The organism is Brevirhabdus pacifica, assembly GCF_002797755.1.
Classification (GTDB): domain Bacteria; phylum Pseudomonadota; class Alphaproteobacteria; order Rhodobacterales; family Rhodobacteraceae; genus Brevirhabdus; species Brevirhabdus pacifica.
On the sequence record NZ_PGFI01000012.1, the window covers coordinates 244,644 to 268,730 of the forward strand.

Genomic DNA, 24,087 nt, shown 5'->3' on the forward strand with positions numbered 1-24,087 from the left:
TGCTGTTCAATGCCCGTGGCCGCTGCCGTGACCGGCCGTCGCGGGGGGCGAGGTAATCGTAGTGGTGGCCGAAGCCTGCCGGGCGGGATCGGGAAGCTCCCCGGTCCATTCCCATGCCTCGGTTCCGGGAGGGTTCTCGTACCAGCCCGGATCCGAGTAATCGTCTGCGGCGATGCCGGGGCGGACCTTCACGACCGAGAACATGCCGCCCATCTCGATCGGGCCGTGGGGGCCCCAGCCGGTCATCATCGGCACCGTGTTCTCGGGCAGTTCCATCGACATCTCGCCCATGTCGGCCATGCCGGCGGTGCCCATGGGCATGTACTCGGGCTGGTGCCGGCGAATGATCTCTGCCACCCGGCGCTTGTCGGCGCCGATGAAGGTCGGCACGTCGTGGCCCATGGCATTCATCGTGTGGTGCGACTTGTGGCAGTGGATCGCCCAGTCGCCGGGGTGTACGGCGTCGAACTCGTATGCCCGCATGGCGCCGACCGGGATGTCGATGGACACCTCGGGCCAGCGGGCGCTTTTCGGCACCCAGCCGCCATCGGTGCAGGTTACCTCGAAATCATAGCCGTGCATATGGATCGGGTGGTTGGTCATGGTCAGGTTGCCCACCCGCACGCGCACCCGGTCCCCCTGGTTCACCACCAGCGGGTCGAGATCCGGGAACATGCGGCTGTTCCAGCACCAGAGGTTGAAATCCGCCATGGTCATGACCCGGGGCATGAAGGTGCCGGGCACGATGTCGAATGCGTTCAGCAGGAAGGCGAAGTCCCGGTCCACCGGCATGAAGGACGGATCCTTCGGGTGCACGATGAACAGCCCCATCATCCCCATCGCCATCTGCACCATCTCGTCGGCGTGGGGGTGGTACATGAAGGTGCCGGACTTGGTCAGGTCGAACTCGTAGACATAGGTCCTGCCCGGCGGGATCGCCTTGTGGCTCAGCCCGCCGACCCCGTCCATGCCCGAGGGCAGGATCAGCCCGTGCCAATGCACGCTGGTGTGTTCCGGCAGGCGGTTGGTGACGAAAATGCGCACCCGCTCGCCTTCCACGGCCTCGATCGTCGGGCCGGTGGACTGGCCGTTGTAGCCCCACAGACGGGCAATCATGCCGTCTGCAATCTCGCGTTCGACGGGTTCGGCCACGAGGTGGAATTCCTTGACGTTGCCATTCATCCGGAAGGGCAAGGACCAGCCGTTCAGCGTGACCACGGGGTTGTAGTCGCGCCCTGTCGCCGGGCGCGGCGGCACCTGTGTCGAGGCGTCCTGGGCAAAGGCCGCCTCGGGCAGGCCGGTGGTGGAGGTGCGCGCCAGGGCCGAGCTTGCCACCAACGTGGCGCCGCCGGTCAGGAGGTTTCTTCTTTTGATCATGTTGCTTTCCTCAATGTCCGGCGCCGCCGGCCTGTGCCTGGACGGGGGCGGCCGCACCGCCCCCGGTGCCGGATCCGGCCGACCCGCCACCGTGTATCGCCGCCCCCAGCGCGGTATCGGCACGCCAGAAGGCGGCCCGCGCTTGGGCCTCGGCCTGGCTCGACCCCAGCCGCGCGCGGGTATCGGCGATCAACTCGAAGGTGTTGGTGATCATGCCGTTGTAGCTGAGAAGGGATTCCCGCTCGATCTGGCGCCGAAGCGGCAGGACCGCGCTGCGGTAATGGCGCGCGATCTCGTGCGAACCGACCCAGGCGTCGTGGGCGGCGCGGGCCTCGGAGCGGACCGCGACGGCCTGCCCCGCCAGCTGGTGTGCCGCGCGCAGGTAGGTCAGTTCGCCCTTGCGCCGGCGCGCTTCACCGCTGTCGAAGATGGGGATCGGAAAGTCGATCTCCACCCGGCCGGTGGCCGCGGTTCTGGTCGCGCCATCCTCACGCTCGCGCTCGATCTCCACCCCGGTCACCAGGTCCAGGTCGCTGAGCACGCGCGTCGCCTCCGTCAGGTCGAACTCCCGCGCCACCGCCTCAAGCTCCAGCCGGGCGACGGCCAGGTCGACCCTGCGCGTGAGCGCCTCGGCCTCGATCTTCGCGCGGGGCCGGATGGCCGGCAGCGCCGGCAGGCGGTCGGGGACGTAGTAGTCCAGATCGGCCCCCCAAAGCCCCATCACCCGCGTCAGCGCCTCCTTGGCCTGCCTTGCGGCAAGCCGCGCCTCGGCGCGCTGTCCGGCAAGCTCGGACTCGAAGGCAAACTCGCGGGTCTGGTCGGCGGCGTTCAGGAACCCGGTTCGGCCCAGTTCGGCGGCCAGTTCCGCCGCGGCCTCGGCGGTGCTCTGCGCCTCGCCGATCAGCTGGGCCTGCTCGAAGGCCGCGACCGCGTTGATCCAGGCCAGCCGGGTTTCGTGCGCCACGGCCAGGGTCGCCTCGGCCGCGACCAGCTGGGCCTGGCGAAACCGGGTCTCGGCGATGGCAGTCCTGCGTTTCTGGGTCCTCAGGGCCAGGAGGTTGGTGGCGACCGCCGCCTCGATGGCGCGAACCAGCAACGCCTCGGCCCCCAACCCGGTCAGCCCGACGGACAGCGTCGGGTTGGGCCGCATCGTGGTCTGCCAGACCTCGGCAGAGCTGAGGCCGATCTCGGCATAGGCTGCCTGGAGCCCGCGGTTGTTCAGCAAGGCCACCTGGACCGCCGTGTCGGGCCCGATGGTCTTGCCCCGCACGAGGGTCGAGACGCGGGCCGCGTTCTTTTGCACGTCGGCCGTGGACTGGGCCCAGGCGGGCTGGCTGCCGGTGACGGCGCTGGTGCGACTGGCGACCGTGGCGAAACCCGCCTGCCTGTCGGACAGGAAGCTGCGCTGCTCGGTCGAGGCGCAGGCCGAAAGGACCAGCGCACAGGCCGTCGTGGCGAGGGTCGCGCGCTTCATGGCTGCCTCCCCGTCCGGGATTGCCGGTCGTTCAGCTCCCGCCAGGACTGGGGCGTGGATGCACGGCGGGGCGTGTAATCCACCAGACGCGCGGTCGATGCGGTTGGGGCAAGCTGGACGGGCTGAGCGGCCTGCAGCATGGGCGCGGGATCGGGCAGCGTGGCCACCGGCGCGCAACCGGCAACCACCAGCGGCAGGGCCGCAAGGGAAAGAAGTTTCAATCGGATCTCCTGAACCGAACAGTCGTCAAGAAGCGAAAGCCGACATCAGGCCGGACATCCCGCGCGAGCGAAGTCGATTCAGGCGTTGGGGGGGCGGTGCAGCTCGCCCGCGAAGGGCGGGAACGCGTCCCGGCCGGCGGCGGCGCCGAACCAGGCGGGGTGCGCGAATGTCAGGCGGCGCGCGGTGCCGAACTGGCCGCCGTGCTGCCAAGCCGACGCCCCGATGCACCCATCGTGGTCGCCGCCGACCGCCGCAGGCAGATGGTCCGTGGTTTCATGACCGGAGGGTGCGACGTCAAGAGTGGCCAATAAGGCCGGATGAACATGGTCACCATGACCCGCGACCTTGCACACGTAATCCCCCCGCGCGCTTGCAGGCACGACCCCGGCCAGCACCAAACCCAAGGTCAGGGTCAGGAGCAGCGCAGGAAGAGACCGAACTGAAGCAACAAGGGTCAGCATGGCGCCACTAGGAGGAGCGGCGCGAGATTCGGCAAGATGGATTCTGCATGGCCGAAGTGCCCTGAGCACGATTGTGCCTGAGCCGTATCCCGCCGGCCATCAGCCAGCGGGTCGGGGCCAGTCAGCGCCAGCGCCCATCAGAAGACACCCGAAGACAGCGGCCGCGCAAGGACGTGCGCCAGCCCCTGCCCCGGTGGCTTCAGCCTTGCGGGGCGTCGGGATCGATCAGGGAGCGCACGCGGGCGGTGAAATCCGCGCCGCGCATCTCGAAATCCTTGTACTGGTCGAAGCTGGCGGCGGCGGGGGCCAGCAAGACGGTGTCGCCCGGCTCGGCCTCGGCGCCGGCACGGGCGACGGCGACGTCCATCGTCTCGCAGATCTCATGGGGAACGTCGGCACCCAGTTCCAGCGCGAAGTCCCGCGCGCTGTGACCGATCAGATAGGCCTTGGCGACGCTGCCCACGTGGGGCAGCAGCGGGCCAAGCCCGCCTTCCTTGCCCAGACCGCCGGCAATCCAGCGGATACGGCCGAAGGCCTGGAGCGACTTGGCGGCGCTGTCGGCGTTGGTGGCCTTGGAGTCGTTGACGTAGACCACGCCGTCCTTCTCGCCAATCCGCTGGGAGCGGTGGGGCAGCCCGGCGAAGCTGTGGAAAGCGGCCTCGATCCGGCGCGGGTTGAGGCCCAGCGACCGGGCGACGGCATAGGCCGCGCAGGCGTTCTGGTGGTTGTGCTCGCCCGGCAGGCCCGGCACCGCGCGCAGGTCGATCGAGGCGACCTGCCGGCCCTTGCGCCATTCGCTCAGGAACCCCTTGCGGGCGACCACCTGCCAGCCGGCACCCGACGGCTTGCGCTGGGTCGAGATGCGGATGACCCGGTCGTCGCCCGGGGTCTCGGCCAGGACGTTGGCCAGGAACCGGCCTTCGTTCTCGTCGACGCCGATCACGGCGCGGTCGGGCCCGCCCTCGGTGAAAAGCCGCCGCTTGGCCGCGAAATAACCGCCCAGCCCGCCGTGGCGGTCCAGGTGGTCGGGGCTGAGGTTGGTGAAGACCGCGATGTCGGGGGTGAGGGCCCGTGCCAGGTCGGTCTGGTAGCTGGAAAGCTCCAGCACGACCACATCGCCATTGGCGGCGGGATCCAGGTCCAGCACGCCGCGGCCGATGTTGCCCGCAAGCTGGGTCGCGCGGCCCTCGGCCTCCAGCACGTGGTGGATCAGCGCCGATGTGGTGGATTTGCCGTTCGAGCCGGTGACCGCCACGACCTTCGGAATCTGGTCCATGCTGTCCCAGTCCGGCGTCGCGAAGGAGCGGAAGAAAAGGCCGATGTCGTTGTCCACCGGCACCCCCGCCTCCCAGGCGGCGGCGATGACGGGGTTGGGGCGGGGATAAAGGTGGGGGATCCCCGGCGAGACGACCAGCAACGCAATCTCGTCCCAGGCGTCGGGGCGCGCGGGATCCAGCAGGGCAAAGCCCTCTCCCTCGGCCCGGGCGCGGCCCTCGGGGCTGTCGTCCCAGCACAGCGGCGTCGCGCCGCCGGCCACCAGCGCCCGCGCGGTGGCCAGGCCCGAACGGCCCAGCCCCAGAACCGCGACGCGGCAATCCTTGTAGCCCCTGACAGGAATCATCCCCGTGCCCCTTTAGCCAGATCGGCCGGCCGGGAAGCCCCCGGTCCGGCCCGCGTGGTTTCAGCGCGCGATCAGCGCAGTTTCAGCGTCGCCAGGCCGATCAGCGCCAGGATCAGCGAGATGATCCAGAAGCGGATCACGATCTGCGGCTCGGCCCAGCCCTTCTTTTCGAAATGGTGGTGGATCGGGGCCATCAGGAACACGCGCTTGCCGGTCCGCTTGAAGTAGAGGACCTGGATGATGACCGACAGGGCCTCGACCACGAAAAGGCCGCCGACGATGGCCAGAACGATCTCGTGCTTGGTGGCCACGGCGATGGCGCCCAGGGCGCCGCCCAGGGCAAGGCTGCCGGTGTCGCCCATGAAGACGGCGGCCGGCGGCGCGTTATACCAAAGAAAGCCCAGCCCGCCCCCGATCAGTGCCGAGCAGAAGATCAGGATCTCGCCCGTCCCCGGCACGTAATGCACGTCCAGATACTCGGAAAAGTCGACCCGGCCGACGGCATATGCGATGACGCCCAGCGCGGCCGAGGCGATCATCACCGGCATGATCGCCAGCCCGTCCAGCCCGTCCGTGAGGTTGACCGCGTTGGCCGAGCCCACGATGACGAACATCGCAAACGGCAGGAAGAACCACGACAGGTTCAGCAGCGCGTCCTTGAAGACCGGCACGGCCAGTTGGTTCGTCAGCTCTGCCGGGTGCACCAGCGAGGCAAGATAGGCCGCGATCCCCGCGATCACGAAGCCGATCGCCAGGCGCACACGGCCCGGCACGCCGGCGGCATGGCTTTGGGTGATCTTCTGGTAGTCGTCGACAAAACCCACCGCGCCGAAGGACATGGTGACGAACAGCACGATCCAGACATAGGGGGTGTCCCAGCGCGCCCAGAGGACCGTCGCCACCACGATGGCGCCCAGGATCAGCACGCCGCCCATGGTGGGGGTGCCCGCCTTGGTCAGCAGGTGACTTTCCGGCCCGTCCTCGCGGATGGGCTGGCCATTGCGCTGGCGGCGTTTCAGCAGGTTGATCAGGGGCCTGCCGAACAGGAAGCCGAAGACCAGCGCGGTGAAGAACGCCCCGCCTGCCCGGAATGTGATGTACCGGAACAGGTTGAAAAGGTCGCCCCCGTCCGAGAGCTCCGTCAACCAGTAAAGCATGAGTGTGTTTATCCTTCGGTTTCCGAGGGCAGCGCTTGGCCCAATTTGCGGATAGCGTCAACGACGAGTGAAACGCGCGATCCTTTCGATCCCTTGACCAGGACGACGTCGCCGGCATCGATCAGCCCGCGCGCACGCTCGGCCATTTCCTCGGCGGTCTCGCACCATTCGCCACGTAGCTCGCCGGGAAGATCCTGCCACAGCTCCCGCATCCGGGGGCCGACGCAATGCACGCGGTCCAGCCGGGCCATGGCCGGGTGGCGGGCGACGGCGCGGTGCAGCTCGACCTCCTGCGGGCCCAGTTCCAGCATGTCGCCCAGGATGGCCAGGCGCCGCCCTGCCCGCACGCGGCCCAGCCCATCCTGAGGCGCCGAGGCCGCCAGCACGTCCAGCGCGGCACCCAGAGAGGCCGGGTTGGCGTTGAAGGCGTCGTCGATCAGGTCCAGCGTCTGCGCGCTTTCCACCCGGTCCAGCACCAGCCGTTCGCGGGTTCCACGCCCGGCCGGCGGCTGCCAGCGGCCCAGATCGCCCGAAGCGATGCCCGGATCGGCGCCGACGGAGGTGGCGGCGGCCATCACGCCCAGGGCGTTCATCGCAAAATGTCGCCCCGGAGAGTTGACCTTGTAAAGAAGCTCCCCCTCGGGGGTCAGGGCCCGGCAGACCGTGTGATCGGGGGCGGTGACCAGATCGATCAGGCGATACTGGGCGCCGTCGGCCTGGCCGAAGGCGATGACCGGACCGGCCGCGGGACGGGCTTCGGCGGCACGGGCCAGGATCGGCGTCTCGTCGAGGTCGGCGTTGACGACGGCAACGCCGCCCGGCTCCAGCCCCTCGAAGATTGCCGCCTTCTCGCGGGCGATCTCGGCCACGGAGGCGAACGCCTCGAGATGGGCGGCGGCCACGGTGGTGATCAGCGCCACGTGGGGGCGCGCCATGATCGACAGGGGCGCAATCTCGCCTGGGTGGTTCATGCCGATCTCGATCACGGCGAAATCGGCGTCCTGCGGCAGCCGCGCCAGGGTCAGCGGCACGCCCCAGTGATTGTTGAAGCTTTTCTCGGCGGCATGGACCTGCCCTTGCCCGCCCAGCACGGCGCGCAGCATCTCCTTGGCCGAGGTTTTGCCGACCGAGCCGGTGACGCCGATGACCTGGGCGCGGGCCCGGGCACGGCCCGCGCGGCCCAGCGCCTCAAGCGCGGGAAGCACATCATCGACGACCAGCAGGGGCGCGCTTTCGTCCAGCCCCTCGGGAATGCGCGAGACCAGGGCCGCCGCAGCCCCGGCGGCCAGCGCGTCGGCCACGAAATCATGCCCGTCGCGCACATCCTTGAGAGCCACGAACAGATCCCCCGGCGCCAGCGCGCGCGTGTCGATCGAGACGCCGCCCGCCTGCCAGTCGGTCGTGGCGCGCCCGCCAGTGGCGGCGGCCGCGTCGGCAGCGGTCCAGAGGGGGATGCTCATGCGCTGGCTCCATCAAGTGCGGCGACGGCGACGCTGGCCTGCTCGGCATCGTCGAAGGGAAAGACATCGTCGCCGACGATCTGGCCGGTTTCATGGCCCTTGCCCGCGATCAGCAGCGCGTCGCCCGGCTGAAGGGCATCGACACCGCGCAGGATCGCTTCGGCCCGGTCGCCGACCTCGGTGATCTCGGCGCTTGAGCCTGCACCCTCCGCCCCCTCGCGCACCATGGCGCGGATGCTTGCGGGTTCTTCGCTGCGGGGATTGTCGTCGGTGATGAAGACCACGTCGGCATTGGCCGCGGCGGCCGCGCCCATCAGGGGTCGCTTGCCCCGGTCCCGGTCGCCACCGGCGCCAAAGACCACGATCAGCCGGCCCATGACATGCGGGCGCAGGGCCTTCAGCGCGGTTTCCAGCGCGTCGGGCGTGTGGGCGTAGTCGACGAAGACCGAGGCGCCATTCTCGCGGGTCGCGGCCAGTTGCATCCGGCCGCGCACGGTCACCAGTTCCGGCAGCGCACGGAACACGTCTGTGGCCTCTTCCCCGGCGGCAATGACCAGCCCGGCGGCGGCCAGCACGTTCTCGGCCTGGAAGCCGCCGATCAGTTCAAGGCGCACGCGCTGCGCGTCGCCCTGCCAGCTGAACAGCACCTCCTGGCCGGTCGCGTCGAAACGCTGTCCCGTCAGGCGCAGGTGGGCCGCCTGGTCACGCCCCGTGGTGATAAGCTCGAGGCCTCTGCCCTCGGCCTCGGCGGCCATCTCGCGGCCGCGCTGGGCATCGAGGTTGATGACGCCGGTGGCACCCTCGAGGAGCACCCGGTTGAACAGGCCCGCCTTGGCGGCGAAATACTCATCGAACCCGGCGTGGTAATCCAGGTGGTCCTGGCTGAAGTTGGTGAACGCCCCGGCCTTCAGGACGACCCCGTCGAGGCGGCGCTGCTCCAACCCGTGGGAAGATGCCTCCATCGCCGCGTGGGTGATACCGGCCCCGGCCATCTCGGCCAGCAGACGGTGCAGGGTGACGGGCTCGGGCGTGGTGTGGGCGGTGGAGGCGGTGAACGCCCCCTCGACCCCGGTGGTGCCCAGGTTGGCCGCCTGGTGCCCCAGCGCGATCCAGATCTGGCGCACGAAGCTTGCGACCGATGTCTTGCCGTTGGTGCCGGTGACGGCGACCATGGTTTCGGGCTGGGCGCCGAACCACAGGGCCGCGGCATAGGCCAGCGCCTGGCGCGGATCCTGGGCCACGATCACCACCGCCTCCGATTCCGCCAGCACCTCGGCGGCGATCTTCGCCCCCTCGGCATCGGTCAGAACCGCGGCCGCGCCCATGCGCAGCGCGTAGGTGATGAAATCGGCGCCATGTCGCTGACTGCCCGGCATCGCGACGAAAAGGTGACCCGGCTTGACCTCGCGGCTGTCCACCGAAACGCCCGTCACGGTCACGTCACGCCCGTTCCGGGCGGCCAGACCCAGCTCCGAAAGCCTTTTTCCGCTGTGCTCGACCGCCATTTTCCCCGCTCGCGTCAGTTGCTGCTGACGCGTGTTACCTCAAAGGCCTTGTCGGGTTCAATCTCGGGTCGCAATCCCAACAGCGGAGCTGCCCGGCGGATGATCTCGGCGGCCACGGGAACGGCTGTCCAGCCGGCGGTGCGGCGGGGCTTGGTGCCCGATGTCTCGGTCGGCTCGTCCAGGGTCACGATCAGCACGTACTTGGGATCATGGCTGGGGAAGGCCGAGGCGAAGGTAGCGATCACCCGGTCCTTGTAATAGCCGCCGCGCGGCTTGGGCTTGTCGGCGGTGCCGGTCTTGCCCCCGACGGCGTAGCCCTCGACATCGCCCTGGCTGGCGGTGCCGCGGCTGACCACCTGGCGCAGGATGCCGCCCATCGCGGCCGAGGTTTTCTGCGACACGACCCGGTCGCCCTTCTGCGGCGCATCCCGGCGCAGCAGGGTCGGCTTCACCCGGGTGCCGCCGTTCAGGATGCTGGCATAGGCCGCCGCCAGGTGCACCGGACTGGTCGAGATGCCGTGGCCATAGCTGATCGTCATGGTCGAGATTTCGGACCAGCGCTCTGGCGTCAGGGGGCGGCCGCTGGGCGCCTCCGACAATTCGATCGGCGTGGCCTCCAGCAGGCCGAGGCTGGCCAGGAAGGGTTTCTGCCGCGCGCCGGTGATCTGCATGGCGATCCGTGCCGTCCCGATGTTCGAGGACTTGACGATGATGTCGGTGACCGAAAGCTCGGGGCCGTAATCGTGGAAATCCCGGATCCGGTAGCGGCCCCACGTCAGCGGCCCCTTGGTGGCGTAAAGCGTGTCCGGGTTGGCAAGGCCAAGGTCCAGCGCCTGGGCGGCGGCAAAGACCTTGAATGTCGAACCCAGCTCATAGACCCCCTGCACCGCGCGGTTGAAAAGCGGGCTGTCCGAGGGATCGCCCTGAAGCGCCGGTTGTGGGCGGTCGTTGGGGTCGAAATCGGGCAGGCTGGTCAGGCTGATGACCTCGCCCGTGCGCACATCCATCAGGACCGCCGTAGCACCCTTGGCGTTCATGATCTTCATGCCGCCGTAAAGCACCTGACGGACGGCCGATTGCACGGTCAGGTCGATGGACAGTTTCAGCGGATCGGGACGGGCCGGGTCGCGCAGACGCTCGTCAAAGGCGCGTTCGATGCCGGCGGTGCCGATCACCTCGGCGGAATGGACGCCCTCGCGGCCGAAGCTGGTCCCGCCCAGCACGTGAGCCGCCAGCCGCCCGTTGGGATAAAGCCGCATCTCGCGCGGGCCGAACAGCAGGCCGGGATCACCGATGTCATGCACCGCCTGCTTCTGCTCGGGCGAGAGTTTCTTCTTGATCCACATGAACTTGATCGAAGAGTTGAACCGCCGCAGCAGGTCCTCTTCCTTCAGGTCCGGGAAGATCGCCGCAAGCTCGCTGGCCGAACGTTCCTTGTCGGTCATCAGGTGCGGCTGGGCGTAAAGCGAGTAGGTCAGAAGGTTGGTCGCCAGCACCCGGCCATTGCGGTCGGTGATATCGGCGCGCTGCGCCGCGATGGGCGAGGTCGAGACCGCCGCGCGCGGTTCGGTGGGTTCGGTCGCCGCCAGCTTGAAGTTCTGCATGCCCACGACAGAGAAGGCGACCGTGAAGACGACCGCCATCACCACCAGCCGGCCCTCGGCCTGGTGGCGCTGCTTGTCGCGCATGGCCTCGTGGCGCCGGGCGATGTTCTCGCGCTCGATCAGGTCGGGGTTCTCGCCGGAGGCGCGGGCGTTGAGAATACGCGCCAGCGGGCGCAGCGGGATGCGGGTCATCGCGCGGCCTCGCCGCCCAGGGTGCCACGCACCGCGACCGCGTCGCTGACGTTCAGCCCGGCCATGGCGGGGGCGTCGTCGCCCTCGTCCTCATCGGCGGGCAGAAGGTTGGCGGGCGCCTCGTCGGCGAAGACCACCAGTTGCAGGTCGCCAAAATGGTCGGGCGACAGGGGGATCAGGTTCAGCCGCTCCCAGTTCAGCTCGGCCAGCTCGCGCAGGCGCTCGGGCCGGTTGAGATAGGCCCACTCGGCCCGCTGCACCGCCAGCGCCTCGCGCAGGTCGCCGATCTGCGACTGAAGCGCCGCGACATCCCGCAGGCTTTGCTGGGTGCGGTAGTTTTCGCGGTAGGCCCAGAAGGCCAGGCCCATGACGGCGATCGCGCTCAGCGCGTAGAAAAGGCCCCTCATTGTCCGCTCCTCTCGCTGTCCTTGTCGTCCAGTCGGGCGATGCCGGGCACGCCCAGGTTGCCCCGATCGGGGGCGCGCGCGGGCGCCTCTGTGCGCCGGCCCATCCGAAGCCGGGCCGAGCGGGCGCGCGGGTTGTCGGCAAGCTCGTCCTCGTCGGGGGCCACGGCGCGGCGGGTCAGGTTCTCGAACGTTGCCACCTGCTCGGGCGCCTCGGGGGCATAGCGGTTGGCCCGCCCCGCCTTGCCGGTGCCAGCCTGAAAGAAACGTTTGACGATGCGGTCCTCGATCGAATGGAAGGTGACGATGGCCAGCACGCCGCCGGGGCGCAGGGCGCGCTCGGCCGCTTCCATGCCACGCACCAGGGCGCCCAGCTCGTCGTTGACGGCGATGCGGATGGCCTGGAAGCTGCGGGTCGCCGGGTGGCTCTGGCCGGGCTTCGGGCGCGGCAGCACCGACTGAATCACCTCAGCCAGCTCTCCCGTCGTCGTGAAGGGGCGCTTGGCGACGATGGCGCGGGCGATGCGGCGCGAGGCCCGCTCCTCCCCATAGCCGTAAAGAATATCCGCCAGCTCGGATTCCTCGGCCGTGTTCACCAGGTCGGCGGCGGTGGGGCCGGACTGGCTCATGCGCATGTCGAGGGGGCCCGAGCGGCTGAAGGAAAAGCCCCGGTCGGCCATGTCGAGCTGCATCGACGAGACCCCCAGGTCCAGCACGATGCCGTCCAGGTCCTGGGCATACTCATCGAGGTTGGCGAAATTGCCGTGGCGGAAGACCAGGCGACTGTCCTCGCCACCCTCCTCGGTGGCCCCGTATTCCCCGGCCCAGGCGCGCGCCATCTCGAAGACCATGGGGTCCTGATCGACAGCAATCACACGTTCGGCGCCGGCATCCAGCAAACCACGGGCATAGCCGCCCGCACCAAAGGTGCCGTCCAGCCAAGTGCCGCTTACGGGGGCCGCGATACCAAGGATCGGCCGCAGCAGAACAGGGATGTGAGGGGCCTTGCGAGGGGTATCCGAAGCCGGGCCGGCCATCATTCGGACCCCGTGTCGCCCGCAGATGCGTCGGGACCAGGTGTTTCCGGGGCCGCCTCGGGGCTGGCGCCGTCAAGCAGCGTCAGCGGATCGAAATCATCGGGCAGGTCGTCCAGCCATTCCTCGGTCTTGCGGGCGTCTTCCTCGTAGGCGGCGGGGTTCCAGATCTGGAACGTGTCGCCAGTCGCCACGAAGAAGGCCTCGTCGTCGATGCCGATCTTCTCGCGAAGCTTCTGGGGAAGGACCAGGCGGCCGGTGTCGTCAACCTGGGTCTGGTGGGACTGGCCGCTGAACAGCCGCTCCAGCATGCGCCGGTTCTTCGAGCCGCGCGGCAGGCGGGCGATCATGTCGTCGACCTCGTCCATGGCGGCCATGGTATAGCATTCAAGGTAATTGCGGCGATGGTCGCCGTAGACGATCACGACATTGGGATTCTCGCCGTCAGAGTCGGTGTCGCCCTGCACCAGGACACGACGAAACGAGGCCGGTATGGATACCCGCCCCTTCTTGTCGACCTTGTGCTGGCTTTCGCCTCTGAACCTGCGTGCCACTTTGCGCGGCCCTTTTTGTTACCTCGTCCCGTTCGCCTGTCCGCCTGCCCGCCCGCCGCATTCGGGGGCCGGAAGCGGAAACGGCGGCTCATGCTGCTGCCAGTGCATGATCCGCCGTCCCTCATCCCGTCTCCGGGGTTGTCCAGCTGCGCGCGCCACCTGGGGGGATGTCTGCTCGCCCGCGCGCCGGATCTCTTGGTTCGATGAAATCGGGTGCCTGTATGAAACCTGACTTGGTGCCTCTGGGGTTCTTGTGATGCCCCTTAATAGCCCGTCCTCATCGTGTATTCAGTGATACTGTGGGATCCCATGCCAATCAACCCCTTTTCATGGGAATTTACCCTACCGCTTGCGGGAATTGATGCTCAAAAACATCATCTGGTGCCGGGTTAGCGCGACACAAAACCGCCGGTGGTGTATGGTTAAGCACTTACCCACTAGATGTAGGAAGACTTGGCGGGCCACGTTTTCCCATAAAAATCCGCCCCCGTCCCATCCCCCACCAGAACATATCCGGAACCTGCATGCGGGCGCCCACCGCTGGGCCCTGACATGGTCCCCTCCAGGGCCGCGGGATCGCGATTCCGACCGTGATTTCCCATGGAAAGGATTCGCCGCCCCTTCCCCATCGCGGCCTGAGGCCTTTTCACCCCATGCTTCCCCGCAGCCCACGCGCGCGCACGCGGGAACAGACGAGCCCCCCGCAAATGGGTCAGCCCTTGTTATGCAATTGCTGCATAGCGGCATTGATCATGGGCGGGATTGCGGCGGCGCAGCAAATGCCTATTTTCAATCTCAACAGACGGCGAGGCAACAGACGGTCCCAAGCGACCCGCCCCGCCGCCGAGCAGAAGGAGCCTGAACATGGCATATGTCGAACCCATCCGCGCCGCAGCCGGCCACCCCGAAGGGACCCTGCTTGAGCGCCTCGTCGCCGCATACAACCGCCGCGCCGTCTACACCCGCACCGTGCGCGAGCTGAACCAGCTGTCGGCCCGCGAGCTGGCCGATCTGGGCATCCACCGCAGCGCGATCCGCGGCCTGGCCCGCGAAGCCGCCTACGGCAACTGATCAAGGAATTCCGCCTACGCCCTCCTCCCTGGGCACGGCGGATACGGCGACGGCCTCTTCTCCTCCCTGAACGAGGCCGTCGCCCAAAGTAACAAGTGATCCGCCAAAGCCCTCCTCCCTGGGTCCGGCGGTTACGGCGACGGTATCCCGCTCCTCCCTGCAGGATGCCGTCGCCCTAAAGTTCGATGGTTTCCGCAACGCCCTCCTCCCTGGGCCGCGCGGATGTGGCGATGACATCTTCCTCCTCCCTGGATGTGGTCGCCGACACTACGGATCCCAGGATCCACGCGAACACAGAAGCCGGGCACCTCCCTGCCTGGCCTGTGCCCGAGAACGGCGCCCCTCCTCCCTGGGGCAGCTGTGATCAAGGCGGCGGCCCGTGACCTCCCTCACCGGTCGCCGCGCGAATTCGGACCCTCGGGTCCACATGGATACGGGACCCGGGCGGCGCCGCCGCCCGCCTTCCGTGACCGGCTCGACCTTGCTGCTCCTCCCTTGGCAGGGTCGTGATCTGCGGCGACGCGCTTCTCCTCCCTTGGCGCGTCGCCGCCAAAGATCCCTCTTCAAGCTTGATTTGCACGCCATCCCGCGCTGTTCGGGATGACGCCGCGCGCGCCCTTGCGCAAAAGCCGGAAAACCCGCGCGGATGACGCGGGGAAAACCGCCTCCGCGGGTGGCAATCCGGCCTTCCGGACCTAGGTAAAGCCCTCGACACCCAAGGGTGCGGGCGCCGCATCATGCCCTCCGCCCGCCCCATAGAAAATGCGCCGGCCCGGCCGGCGACGGAAAGGATACGACATGAAGATCCTGATGGTTCTGACCTCCCACGACACGCTTGGCGACACCGGTGAGAAAACCGGCTTCTGGCTCGAGGAATTCGCCGCCCCCTACTATGTGCTGCGCGACGCCGGCGCCGAGATCACCCTGGCCTCGCCCAAGGGCGGCCAGCCCCCGGTCGACCCCAAGTCCGACGCCGAGGAATCGCAGACCGACGCGACCCGCCGCTTCAAGGAAGATGAAGAGGGCAAGAAGGCCCTGGCCGACACCGTTCCCCTGTCGCAGATCAACGCCGATGAATATGACGCGGTCTTCTTCCCCGGCGGCCACGGCCCGATGTGGGACCTGGCCGAATCCGACGAAAGCCGCCGTCTGATCGAAAGCTTCGCCCATTCGGATCGCCCCGTCGGCGCGGTCTGCCACGCCCCGGCGGTGTTCCGCCACGTCACGGGCAAGGACGGCGAGCCGCTGGTCAAGGGCCGCCGCGTCACCGGCTTCACCAACACCGAGGAAGAGGCTGTCGGCCTCACCGACGTGGTCCCCTTCCTGCTGGAGGACATGCTTCAGGAGAAGGGCGGCAAATACGAGAAGGGTGCCGACTGGGGCTCCTTCGTGGTTGTGGACGGCAAGCTGGTCACCGGCCAGAATCCCGCCTCCTCGGAAGAGGCCGCGAAAGAGCTGCTGAACCTGCTGAAGTAAGCGCCGAAGCTCTGGCATACCGGGCCGCCGTCCCCCATCGGGGCGGCGGCCCTTTGCATTCGGGCACCCGGCTTTCGGGGCGAGACCCTAGAAGGGCACGTCGCCCGCCTCGGCCGCCGCGACCACGAAACGGGCCACGACCTTCTTGGTGCCGGCCTTGTCGAAGGCGATCTCCAGCTTGTCGCCCTCAATCCCCGCCACGGCTCCATAGCCGAACTTCTGGTGGAAGACCCGGTCGCCCTCGGAAAAGGCGCTCACCGCCTCGAGGTCGATTACCACGTTGCGGCTTTCGCGCGGCTGGGACATGCCCCGCTCGCTCGCCCGGCTCTGCATCCGCCGCCAGCCCGGAGAGTTGTAGACATCCGCGCGGCTGGCCTTCTCGTGCAGGTCCGATCCGATGCCGACGCTGGCCGGCGAGGCGCTGGTCGCCATGCCCGCCGCCCCGTAGCCCCCGCCGTAAAGCCCCGGCGGGGTCAGCACCTCGACATGGGCCTCGGGCAGCTCGTCGATGAAGCGCGACGGCAGCGCCGATTGCCACTGGCCAAAGACCCGCCGGTTGGCGGCAAAGGAAATGGTGCAAAGCTGCTCGGCCCGTGTGATGCCCACGTAGGCCAGCCGCCGCTCCTCCTCCAGACCCTTCAGGCCGCTTTCATCCATCGACCGCTGAGAGGGGAACAGGCCATCCTCCCAGCCCGGCAGGAACACCACCGGGAACTCAAGGCCCTTGGCGGCATGCAGGGTCATGATGCTGACCTTCTCCTCGCCGGCGTCGGTCTCGTTGTCCATCACCAGGCTGACATGCTCCAGAAATCCTTGAAGATTGTCGAAGTTTTCCAGCGCCTTGACCAGTTCCTTGAGGTTGTCAAGCCGGCCCGGCGCCTCGGGCGTCTTGTCGTTCTGCCACATCTCGGTGTAGCCCGATTCCTCCAGGATCGTCTCGGCGATCTCGATATGGCTCTGCCGCCCGTCCAGGATCGCCCCGTGCCAGCGGCCGATCCCCTCGACCAGGCGCTGCAACTCTCCCGCCCCCTTGCCGCCCAGCCCCTTGGCCTGCAGCAGGATCCGCGCGCCCTCTACCAGGCTGACCCCGTTGGAGCGGGCCGCCTGCTGGATCTTCTGCTGGGCCTTGTCACCCAGCCCGCGCTTGGGGGTGTTGACGATCCGCTCGAAGGCCAGGTCATCCTCGGGGCTGGTGGCCACGCGGAAATAGGCCATGGCATCGCGGATCTCCATCCGCTCGTAGAATCGCGGCCCCCCGATCACCCGGTAAGGTAGCCCGATGGTCAGGAACCGGTCCTCGAAGGCGCGCATCTGGTGGCTGGCGCGGACCAGGATCGCCATGGCGTCCAGCGACACCGGCTCCATCCCGCGGCTGCCCCGCTGCAGCGATTCGACCTCCTCGCCGATCCAGCGGGCCTCCTCCTCGCCATCCCAATGACCGATCAGGCGCAGCTTCTCGCCCTCGGTCTCGGCGGTCCACAGGGTCTTGCCCAACCGCCCCTTGTTGGCCGCGATGACGCCCGAGGCGGCGGCCAGGATATGCGGCGTGCTGCGGTAGTTCTGTTCCAGCCGGACCACCGTGGCGCCCGGGAAGTCCTTCTCGAACCGCAGGATGTTGCCAACCTCGGCCCCGCGCCAGCCATAGATCGACTGGTCGTCGTCGCCGACACAGCAGATGTTGCGATGCCCCTGCGCCAGCAGGCGCAGCCATAGGTATTGGGCGACATTGGTGTCCTGATACTCGTCCACCAGGATGTATTTGAAGCGGCGGCGATACTGCTCCAGCACATCCTCGTGGGTCTGGAAGATCGTGACGACATGCAGCAGCAGGTCGCCGAAATCCACCGCGTTCAGGGTCCGAAGCCGCTCCTGGTAGGCGGCGTAAAGGGGCACCCCCTGCCCGTTGTAGGCGGTGCCCTCCGAAGCAGGCACGTTCGCCGGCGTCCAGGCGCGGTTCTTCCAGCCGTCGATGATATGCGCCAGCTGTCGGGCGGGCCAACGCTTCTCGTCGATCTGTGCCGCCGCGATCAGCTGCTTGAGCAGGCGGATCTGGTCATCGGTGTCCAGAATGGTGAAGCTGGATTTCAGCCCCACCAGCTCCGCGTGGCGGCGCAGCAGCTTGACGCAGATCGCGTGGAACGTGCCCAGCCATGGCACCCCCTCGACGGCCTGGCCCAAAAGCCGGCCGACGCGCGTCTTCATCTCGCGCGCGGCCTTGTTGGTGAAGGTCACGGCCAGGATCTCATTCGGCCACGCCCGGCCCGAATTCAGAAGATGCGCGATGCGCGTGGTCAGGGCCTTGGTCTTGCCCGTGCCCGCCCCCGCCAGCATCAGCACGGGCCCGTCCAAAGCCTCGACCGCCGCGCGCTGCGCGGGGTTCAGATCGTCCAGGTAGGGCGCCGGCCGCGCCGCCATTGCCCGCGCCGAGAGGCTGGCCGCCGCAGCGCCGTCGAACGCGTCGATATCGTCAAAATCGCTCATGGGCACATGATAGGGGCTCGGCGCGGAAGTTTAAAGTTTGTTCTTCTATTGTTCGTCTGCCCCGCCCCGGCCCGCTCACCCCCCGGCCGCTTCGGCCGCGCCCGGTTCAACCAGGGGCGGTGCCGCCCCCTTCATTGTCGCCCAAATATCCCCGCCGGAGGCGGACAAGCCCACTTGCCAAGGCGCGAACCGGCTGCAAAAAACGCGCATGGACCTGGATCTCGATTATCCCGCGATCTCCGATCTGCGGCGGCGTGCGAAACGGCGGATCCCGCATTTCGCATGGGAATATCTTGACAGCGCGACCGGCGAGGAAACCACCAAGTCCCGCAACGAGGAGGATCTCGACCGGGTCCTGCTCACCCCCGCGATCCTGCGCGGCGAGGTGGCGCCCGACCTGCGCACGACGCTCTTGGGCCGCGACTATCCGCTGCCCTTCGGGGTGGCGCCGGTGGGCATGTCGGGGATGATCTGGCCCGGGGCCGAGATGATCCTGGCCGCCCTGGCCCGCGATCTGGGCATTCCCTACGGGCTTTCCACCGTCGCCTGCCACCTGCCCGACACGGTCAAACCCCATATCGGCGACCAGGGCTGGTTCCAGCTTTACCCGACCCGCGATACCGATGTGCGCCGCGACATCCTGCGCCGGGCGCGCGAGTGCGGCTTCCACACCCTTGTCGTGACGGCCGACATTCCCGCCCCTGCCCGGCGCGAGCGTCAGCGCCGCGCCCATCTCAACCAGCCGATGAAGATCTCGCCGTCGATCCTGGCCCAGGTCGCGATGCGCCCTGCCTGGGCGCTGGGCACCCTGCGCCACGGCCGGCCCCGCCTGCGCCTGATGGAGGATTACGCCCGCTTCCTGGCCGAGCGGCCCGAGGGTTCGCTCGATTCGACCAAGCACATGGGCTACCTGCTCCGCACCGCTCCTGACTGGGACTACCTCGCCGAGACGCTCGGCGAATGGGACGGGCCGGTCATCGTCAAGGGCGTGATGGAGCCCGCCGACGCCCTGCGCCTGCGCGACATGGGTGTGGCGGCGGCCTGGGTCTCGAACCACTCGGGGCGGCAGTTCGACGCGTCGCCCTCCTCGGTCTCGGTGCTGCCGGCAGTGCGGGCGGCGGTGGGCCCCGACTACCCGCTGATCTTCGATTCGGGCATCCGCTCGGGCCTCGATATCGTGCGCGCCATCGCGCTTGGGGCCGATTTCGTCATGCTGGGCCGGGCCTTCCATTACGGACTCGGGGCCTTCGGGGCCAAGGGCGCGGCCCACGCCGCCCATATCCTGACCGAGGACATCATCTCGACCCTCGGCCAGATCGGCGTCGCCCGCCCGGTCGAGGCCCGCGACCGCCTGGCGCATGTCGGCGCCTTCCCCCCGATGGCCGCGCCCGTCGCGGGCGCCACCCGGGGCCCCGTCCCCCGTCCGGCGCCGAAGACAGCTTGATCCCGGCGGCGCTGTCCGCCTAGGTTAGCCGCACTGCAGCAAGACGCCCCCGGGCCCCATGCGCCCGGAGACGCATCCGACACGCATCACCTCACGATCCGGCGCCGCCGCCGGAGCAGAAAGGGCAAGGACCATATGGCCGAATTCTCCAAGATCCTCATCGCGAACCGGGGCGAGATTGCCATCCGCGTGATGCGCGCCGCCAACGAACTGGGCAAACGCACCGTCGCCGTCTACGCCGAAGAAGACAAGCTGTCGCTGCACCGCTTCAAGGCCGACGAGGCTTACCGGATCGGCGAGGGCATGGGCCCCGTCTCGGCCTATCTGTCGATCGAGGAGATCATCCGCGTCGCCCGCATGTCCGGCGCCGACGCCATCCACCCCGGCTATGGCCTTCTGTCGGAAAACCCCGAGCTGGTCGACGCCTGCGACGCCGCCGGCATCCGCTTCATCGGCCCGCGCGCCGAGACCATGCGCAAGCTGGGCGACAAGGCCAGCGCCCGCCGCGTCGCCATCGAGGCCGGCGTGCCGGTCATCCCCGCCACCGAGGTGCTGGGCGACGACATGGACAAGATCCGCGCCGAGGCCGCCGAAGTGGGCTATCCGCTGATGCTGAAAGCCAGCTGGGGCGGCGGCGGGCGCGGCATGCGCCCGATCGCCTCCGAGGACGAGTTGGAAGAAAAGGTCCGCGAAGGCCGCCGCGAGGCCGAGGCCGCCTTCGGCAACGGCGAGGGCTATCTGGAGAAGATGATCCTGCGTGCCCGCCATGTCGAGGTGCAGATCCTCGGCGACAGTCAGGGCAACATCTACCATCTGTGGGAACGCGACTGCTCGGTCCAGCGGCGCAACCAGAAGGTCGTGGAACGCGCCCCCGCCCCCTATCTGTCGGACACGCAGCGCGAACACCTGTGCAATCTTGGCAAGAAGATCTGCGAGCATGTGAATTACGAATGCGCGGGCACGGTCGAGTTCCTGATGGATATGGACTCGGGCGAGTTCTACTTCATCGAGGTGAACCCCCGCGTTCAGGTCGAGCATACCGTCACCGAAGAGGTGACCGGCATCGACATCGTCCGCGCCCAGATCCTGATCGCCGAAGGCAAGAGTCTGGTCGAGGCCACCGGCACCGCCACCCAGTATGACGTGACCCTTGACGGCCACGCCCTGCAATGCCGGATCACCACCGAGGATCCGCAGAACAATTTCATACCCGATTACGGCCGCATCACCGCCTATCGCGGTGCAACCGGCATGGGCATCCGCCTTGACGGCGGCACCGCCTATTCGGGCGCGGTCATCACCCGCTACTACGACAGCCTGCTGGAAAAGGTCACCGCCTGGGCCCCCACCCCCGAGGCCGCGATCGCCCGCATGGACCGGGCCCTGCGCGAATTTCGCATCCGGGGCGTGTCGACCAACATCGCCTTCGTCGAGAACCTGCTCAAGCACCCGACCTTCCTGAACAACGAATACCACACGAAATTCATCGACCAGACGCCCGAGCTTTTCAACTTTGCCAAGCGGCGCGACCGGGCGACCAAGATCCTGACCTATATCGCCGACGTCACCGTCAACGGCCACCCCGAGACCAAGGGCCGCGCCCGCCCCGCCGAGGTCCGCGCCCCCCGCGCGCCCCTGCCCGCGACCGGCCCCGCCTCACCCGCAGGCGGCGCGCTGCCCGAAGGCACCCGCACCCTGCTGGAGCGTGAGGGCCCGCAGGCCGTGGCCGACTGGATGCTGGCCCAGAAGCAACTTTTGGTCACCGACACCACCATGCGCGACAGCCACCAGTCGCTGCTGGCGACCCGCATGCGCTCGGTCGACATGATCCGCGTGGCGCCCGCCTATGCCGCCAACCTGCCGCAGCTTTTCAGCGTGGAATGCTGGGGCGGGGCCACCTTCGACGTGGCCTACCGTTTCCTGCAGGAATGCCCGTGGCAGCGCCTGCGCGACCTGCGCGCGGCCATGCCGAACCTGATGACACAGATGCTTCTGCGCGGCTCGAACGGGGTGGGCTACACCAACTATCCCGACAATGTGGTGCAATCCTTCGTGCATCAGGCCGCCGAGACGGGGATCGATCTGTTCCGCGTCTTCGATCCGCTGAACTGGGTCGAGAACATGCGCGTGTCGATGGACGCGGTGCTGGACTCGAACAAGGTGCTCGAGGCCGCGATCTGCTACACCGGCGACGTGCTGGACCCCGAGCGGGCGAAATACGACCTGAAGTATTATGTCGAGATGGGCCGCGAGCTGAAGGCCGCTGGCACCCACATCCTGTGTATCAAGGACATGGGCGGCCTGCTGAAGCCCGCCGCCGCCAGCCTGCTGGTCAAGGCCCTCAAGGAAGAAACCGGCCTGCCGATCCACGTTCACACCCATGACACCGCAGGCTTCGCGGGTGCCACCCTGCTGGCCGCAGCCGAGGCGGGTGCCGACGCGGTCGATTGCGCGATGGACCCGCTGTCGGGCAACACCAGTCAGGCACCCTTGGGCACATTGGTCGAATCCCTGCGCCATTCCGACCGCGCCACCGGGCTCGACATGGCGGCGGTGCGCAGCATCAACAATTATTGGGAAAACGTCCGCGCCCAATATGCCGCCTTCGAGTCGGGCGTTCAGGCCCCCTCGTCCGAGGTCTACCTGCACGAGATGCCCGGCGGTCAGGTCACCAACCTCAAGGCTCAGGCCCGCAGCATGGGCCTTGAAGACCGCTGGCACGAGGTGGCGCACACCTATGCCGAGGTGAACCAGATGTTCGGCGATGTCATCAAGGTCACGCCCATCGCCAAGACCGTGGGCGACATGGCCCTGATGATGGTCAGCCAGGGGCTGAGCTGTGCCGACGTGCTGAACCCCGAAACCGAGGTCAGCTTCCCCGAAAGCGTTGTCACCCTGATGAAGGGCTATGTCGGCAAGCCTCACGGCGGCTTCCCCGAGGCGATCCAGAAAAAGGTGCTGAAGGGCGAGAAGCCGATCACCGTGCGCCCCGGCTCGCTGCTGGAGCCTGCGGATCTTGAGGCCGAGCGCCGCGCGCTCGAGGAAAAGCTGGAGATCGAGATCGATGACGAGGATCTCAACGGCTACCTGATGTATCCCAAGGTCTTTCTGGATTACGTCGCCCGGCACGAGGATTACGGCCCCGTCCGCGCCCTGCCCACCCATACGTTCTTCTACGGCATGGAGCCGGGCGAGGAGATCACCGCCGAGATCGACCCCGGCAAGACCCTCGAGGTCCGTCTTCAGGCCGTGGGCGAGACCCGCGACGATGGCCATGTCCGGGTCTTCTTCGAGCTGAACGGCCAACCCCGCGTCATCAACATCGCCGACCGGGCGGTGCAGGCCGCGACCGCAAGCCGTCCGCGTGCCGAGACCGGCAATCCCGATCACGTCGGCGCCCCCATGCCCGGCACGGTCGCCACCGTCGCGGCCCAGGCGGGACGCAAGGTGCAAAAGGGCGACCTGCTGCTGACGATCGAGGCGATGAAGATGGAAACCGGCATCCACGCCGAGCGGGACGCCACCGTCAAGGCGGTCCATGTGACGCCGGGCACCCAGATCGACGCCAAGGACCTGCTGGTCGAGCTGGAGTAACTATCCGCCCTCGGCCCGTGGGCCGATCGGGCCTCCCGGCGTCACCGGGACCTCACGGGGCACGCCCGGCGGCGCGCGGTTCAGGCCACGCGCCGCCCGCCCCGGTTCATCCGGCGTGAAGTGAACGGGAACACAATGCGCATCCGGTGGTTGATCCGCAAATTCCCAAGGACCTGTCCATGCTTGAACTTTTGAACGACCCGGCCGTCTGGGCCTCCTTCTTCACGCTGACCATCCTCGAGATCGTGCTCGGCGTGGACAACGTCATCTTCATTTCCATCGCCGCCGAAAGGCTACCCGAAGAACAGCGCGCCCGCGCCCGCATCGTCGGGCTTGCCGGGGCGCTGATCCTGCGCATCCTGCTGCTGTTCTCGATCGCCTGGATCGTGTCGCTGAAGGAGCCCTTCATGTCCGTGATGGGGTTCGACCTGGGCTGGCGGGACCTCATCCTGATCGCGGGCGGCCTGTTCCTGATCTGGAAGGCCGCGACCGAGATCTTCGACGAGGTCGAGGGCGAGGAAGAGGTCAAGCGCAAGGTCACCAGCACCTTCATGGCCGTCATTGCGCAGATCATGATCCTGGACCTGGTTTTCTCGCTGGACAGCGTCATCACAGCCGTCGGCATCGCCGATCATATCGAGGTGATGGTCGCCGCCGTGATCGTGGCGATCCTGGTGATGATGGCCGCGGCCGAGCCGATCTCGAGCTTCGTGTCCTCCCACCCGTCGACCAAGATGCTGGCCCTGGCCTTCCTGGTCATGGTGGGCATGGCACTGGTGGCCGATGGCATGGGCTTCCACATCGAGCGGGGCTTCATCTACGCCGCCATGGTCTTTGCCGGCGGGGTCGAGGGGCTGAACCTGCTGCGTCAACGCCGCCGCCGCAAGCAAAAGGCCCGCGCCGCCACCGGCGCCTGAGCCGCGGCACAAAGCAACCTTGGCACAATCGAAGGGGGG

Annotated in this window: 18 protein-coding genes; 5 read left to right on the forward strand and 13 right to left on the reverse strand. The window is 67.9% G+C overall.

The features are described 5' to 3' along the window. Positions 1 to 6: 6 nt before the first annotated feature. From CLV77_RS10655 to mraZ, 12 genes are all read right to left on the reverse strand, one after another. A complete protein-coding gene (locus tag CLV77_RS10655; protein ID WP_076980574.1) occupies positions 7 to 1,377 on the reverse strand; it encodes a multicopper oxidase family protein in 1,371 nt (456 codons plus the stop codon). Between the two features lie 10 nt (positions 1,378 to 1,387). Next, positions 1,388 to 2,851 (reverse strand): TolC family protein, encoded by a 1,464-nt coding sequence (locus tag CLV77_RS10660; protein WP_076980573.1) that lies wholly within the window; start codon positions 2,849 to 2,851, stop codon positions 1,388 to 1,390. Continuing rightward, positions 2,848 to 3,072, reverse strand: coding sequence for a hypothetical protein (locus tag CLV77_RS16370; protein ID WP_085047426.1), 225 nt, complete (start codon positions 3,070 to 3,072; stop codon positions 2,848 to 2,850). The genes CLV77_RS10660 and CLV77_RS16370 overlap by 4 nt, the downstream gene beginning before the upstream one ends. A 78-nt stretch (positions 3,073 to 3,150) precedes the next feature. Beyond that, on the reverse strand, positions 3,151 to 3,534 hold the full coding sequence (locus CLV77_RS10665) for a hypothetical protein (RefSeq protein WP_085047427.1): 384 nt from the start codon (positions 3,532 to 3,534) through the stop codon (positions 3,151 to 3,153). A 199-nt stretch (positions 3,535 to 3,733) separates the two neighbouring features. Continuing rightward, positions 3,734 to 5,155: a UDP-N-acetylmuramoyl-L-alanine--D-glutamate ligase gene (gene murD / locus CLV77_RS10670; protein ID WP_076980571.1), complete on the reverse strand. Its 1,422-nt coding sequence runs from the start codon at positions 5,153 to 5,155 to the stop codon at positions 3,734 to 3,736. Between the two features lie 71 nt (positions 5,156 to 5,226). Beyond that, positions 5,227 to 6,312, reverse strand: coding sequence for a phospho-N-acetylmuramoyl-pentapeptide-transferase (gene mraY, locus CLV77_RS10675; RefSeq protein WP_076980570.1), 1,086 nt, complete (start codon positions 6,310 to 6,312; stop codon positions 5,227 to 5,229). A gap of 8 nt (positions 6,313 to 6,320) precedes the next feature. Beyond that, entirely contained in the window at positions 6,321 to 7,772 is a 1,452-nt protein-coding gene (locus CLV77_RS10680) for a UDP-N-acetylmuramoyl-tripeptide--D-alanyl-D-alanine ligase (protein WP_076980569.1), read from the reverse strand. Further along, positions 7,769 to 9,277, reverse strand: a complete 1,509-nt coding sequence (locus tag CLV77_RS10685; RefSeq protein WP_076980568.1) for a UDP-N-acetylmuramoyl-L-alanyl-D-glutamate--2,6-diaminopimelate ligase — start codon at positions 9,275 to 9,277, stop codon at positions 7,769 to 7,771. Before CLV77_RS10685 ends, CLV77_RS10680 begins: the two co-directional genes overlap by 4 nt. Positions 9,278 to 9,291: 14 nt before the next feature. Then, entirely contained in the window at positions 9,292 to 11,073 is a 1,782-nt protein-coding gene (locus CLV77_RS10690) for a peptidoglycan D,D-transpeptidase FtsI family protein (protein ID WP_076980567.1), read from the reverse strand. Continuing rightward, a complete protein-coding gene (gene ftsL / locus CLV77_RS10695; RefSeq protein ID WP_076980566.1) occupies positions 11,070 to 11,480 on the reverse strand; it encodes a cell division protein FtsL in 411 nt (136 codons plus the stop codon). The genes CLV77_RS10690 and ftsL overlap by 4 nt, the downstream gene beginning before the upstream one ends. Continuing rightward, positions 11,477 to 12,514, reverse strand: a complete 1,038-nt coding sequence (rsmH, locus tag CLV77_RS10700; protein ID WP_076981183.1) for a 16S rRNA (cytosine(1402)-N(4))-methyltransferase RsmH — start codon at positions 12,512 to 12,514, stop codon at positions 11,477 to 11,479. Before rsmH ends, ftsL begins: the two co-directional genes overlap by 4 nt. Next, positions 12,514 to 13,065: a division/cell wall cluster transcriptional repressor MraZ gene (gene mraZ / locus CLV77_RS10705; protein WP_076980565.1), complete on the reverse strand. Its 552-nt coding sequence runs from the start codon at positions 13,063 to 13,065 to the stop codon at positions 12,514 to 12,516. The genes rsmH and mraZ overlap by 1 nt, the downstream gene beginning before the upstream one ends. 864 nt (positions 13,066 to 13,929) lie before the next feature. On the opposite strand from mraZ, the gene CLV77_RS10710 reads away from it, so the two are divergent. Beyond that, positions 13,930 to 14,136, forward strand: coding sequence for a DUF1127 domain-containing protein (locus CLV77_RS10710; protein ID WP_076980564.1), 207 nt, complete (start codon positions 13,930 to 13,932; stop codon positions 14,134 to 14,136). A 798-nt stretch (positions 14,137 to 14,934) separates the two neighbouring features. Then, the gene (locus CLV77_RS10715; protein ID WP_076980563.1) at positions 14,935 to 15,612 is read left to right on the forward strand and encodes a type 1 glutamine amidotransferase domain-containing protein; all 678 of its coding nucleotides are present in this window, start codon (positions 14,935 to 14,937) and stop codon (positions 15,610 to 15,612) included. An 87-nt stretch (positions 15,613 to 15,699) separates the two neighbouring features. On the opposite strand, the gene CLV77_RS10720 is transcribed toward CLV77_RS10715, so the two are convergent. Beyond that, complete coding sequence (locus CLV77_RS10720) at positions 15,700 to 18,093, reverse strand: ATP-dependent helicase (RefSeq protein ID WP_076981182.1); 2,394 nt, start codon at positions 18,091 to 18,093, stop codon at positions 15,700 to 15,702. 208 nt (positions 18,094 to 18,301) lie between these two features. On the opposite strand from CLV77_RS10720, the gene CLV77_RS10725 reads away from it, so the two are divergent. The 3 genes from CLV77_RS10725 to CLV77_RS10735 all read left to right on the forward strand — a co-directional run bounded on the left by CLV77_RS10725 (position 18,302) and on the right by CLV77_RS10735 (position 24,048). Next, the gene (locus tag CLV77_RS10725; protein WP_076980562.1) at positions 18,302 to 19,537 is read left to right on the forward strand and encodes an alpha-hydroxy acid oxidase; all 1,236 of its coding nucleotides are present in this window, start codon (positions 18,302 to 18,304) and stop codon (positions 19,535 to 19,537) included. Positions 19,538 to 19,672: 135 nt separating this feature from the next. Continuing rightward, positions 19,673 to 23,131 carry a pyruvate carboxylase gene (gene pyc, locus CLV77_RS10730; RefSeq protein WP_076980561.1) on the forward strand — a complete coding sequence of 1,153 codons (3,459 nt, stop codon included), beginning with the start codon at positions 19,673 to 19,675 and terminating at the stop codon, positions 23,129 to 23,131. Between the two features lie 179 nt (positions 23,132 to 23,310). Continuing rightward, complete coding sequence (locus CLV77_RS10735) at positions 23,311 to 24,048, forward strand: TerC family protein (RefSeq protein ID WP_076980560.1); 738 nt, start codon at positions 23,311 to 23,313, stop codon at positions 24,046 to 24,048. Positions 24,049 to 24,087 lie beyond the last annotated feature (39 nt).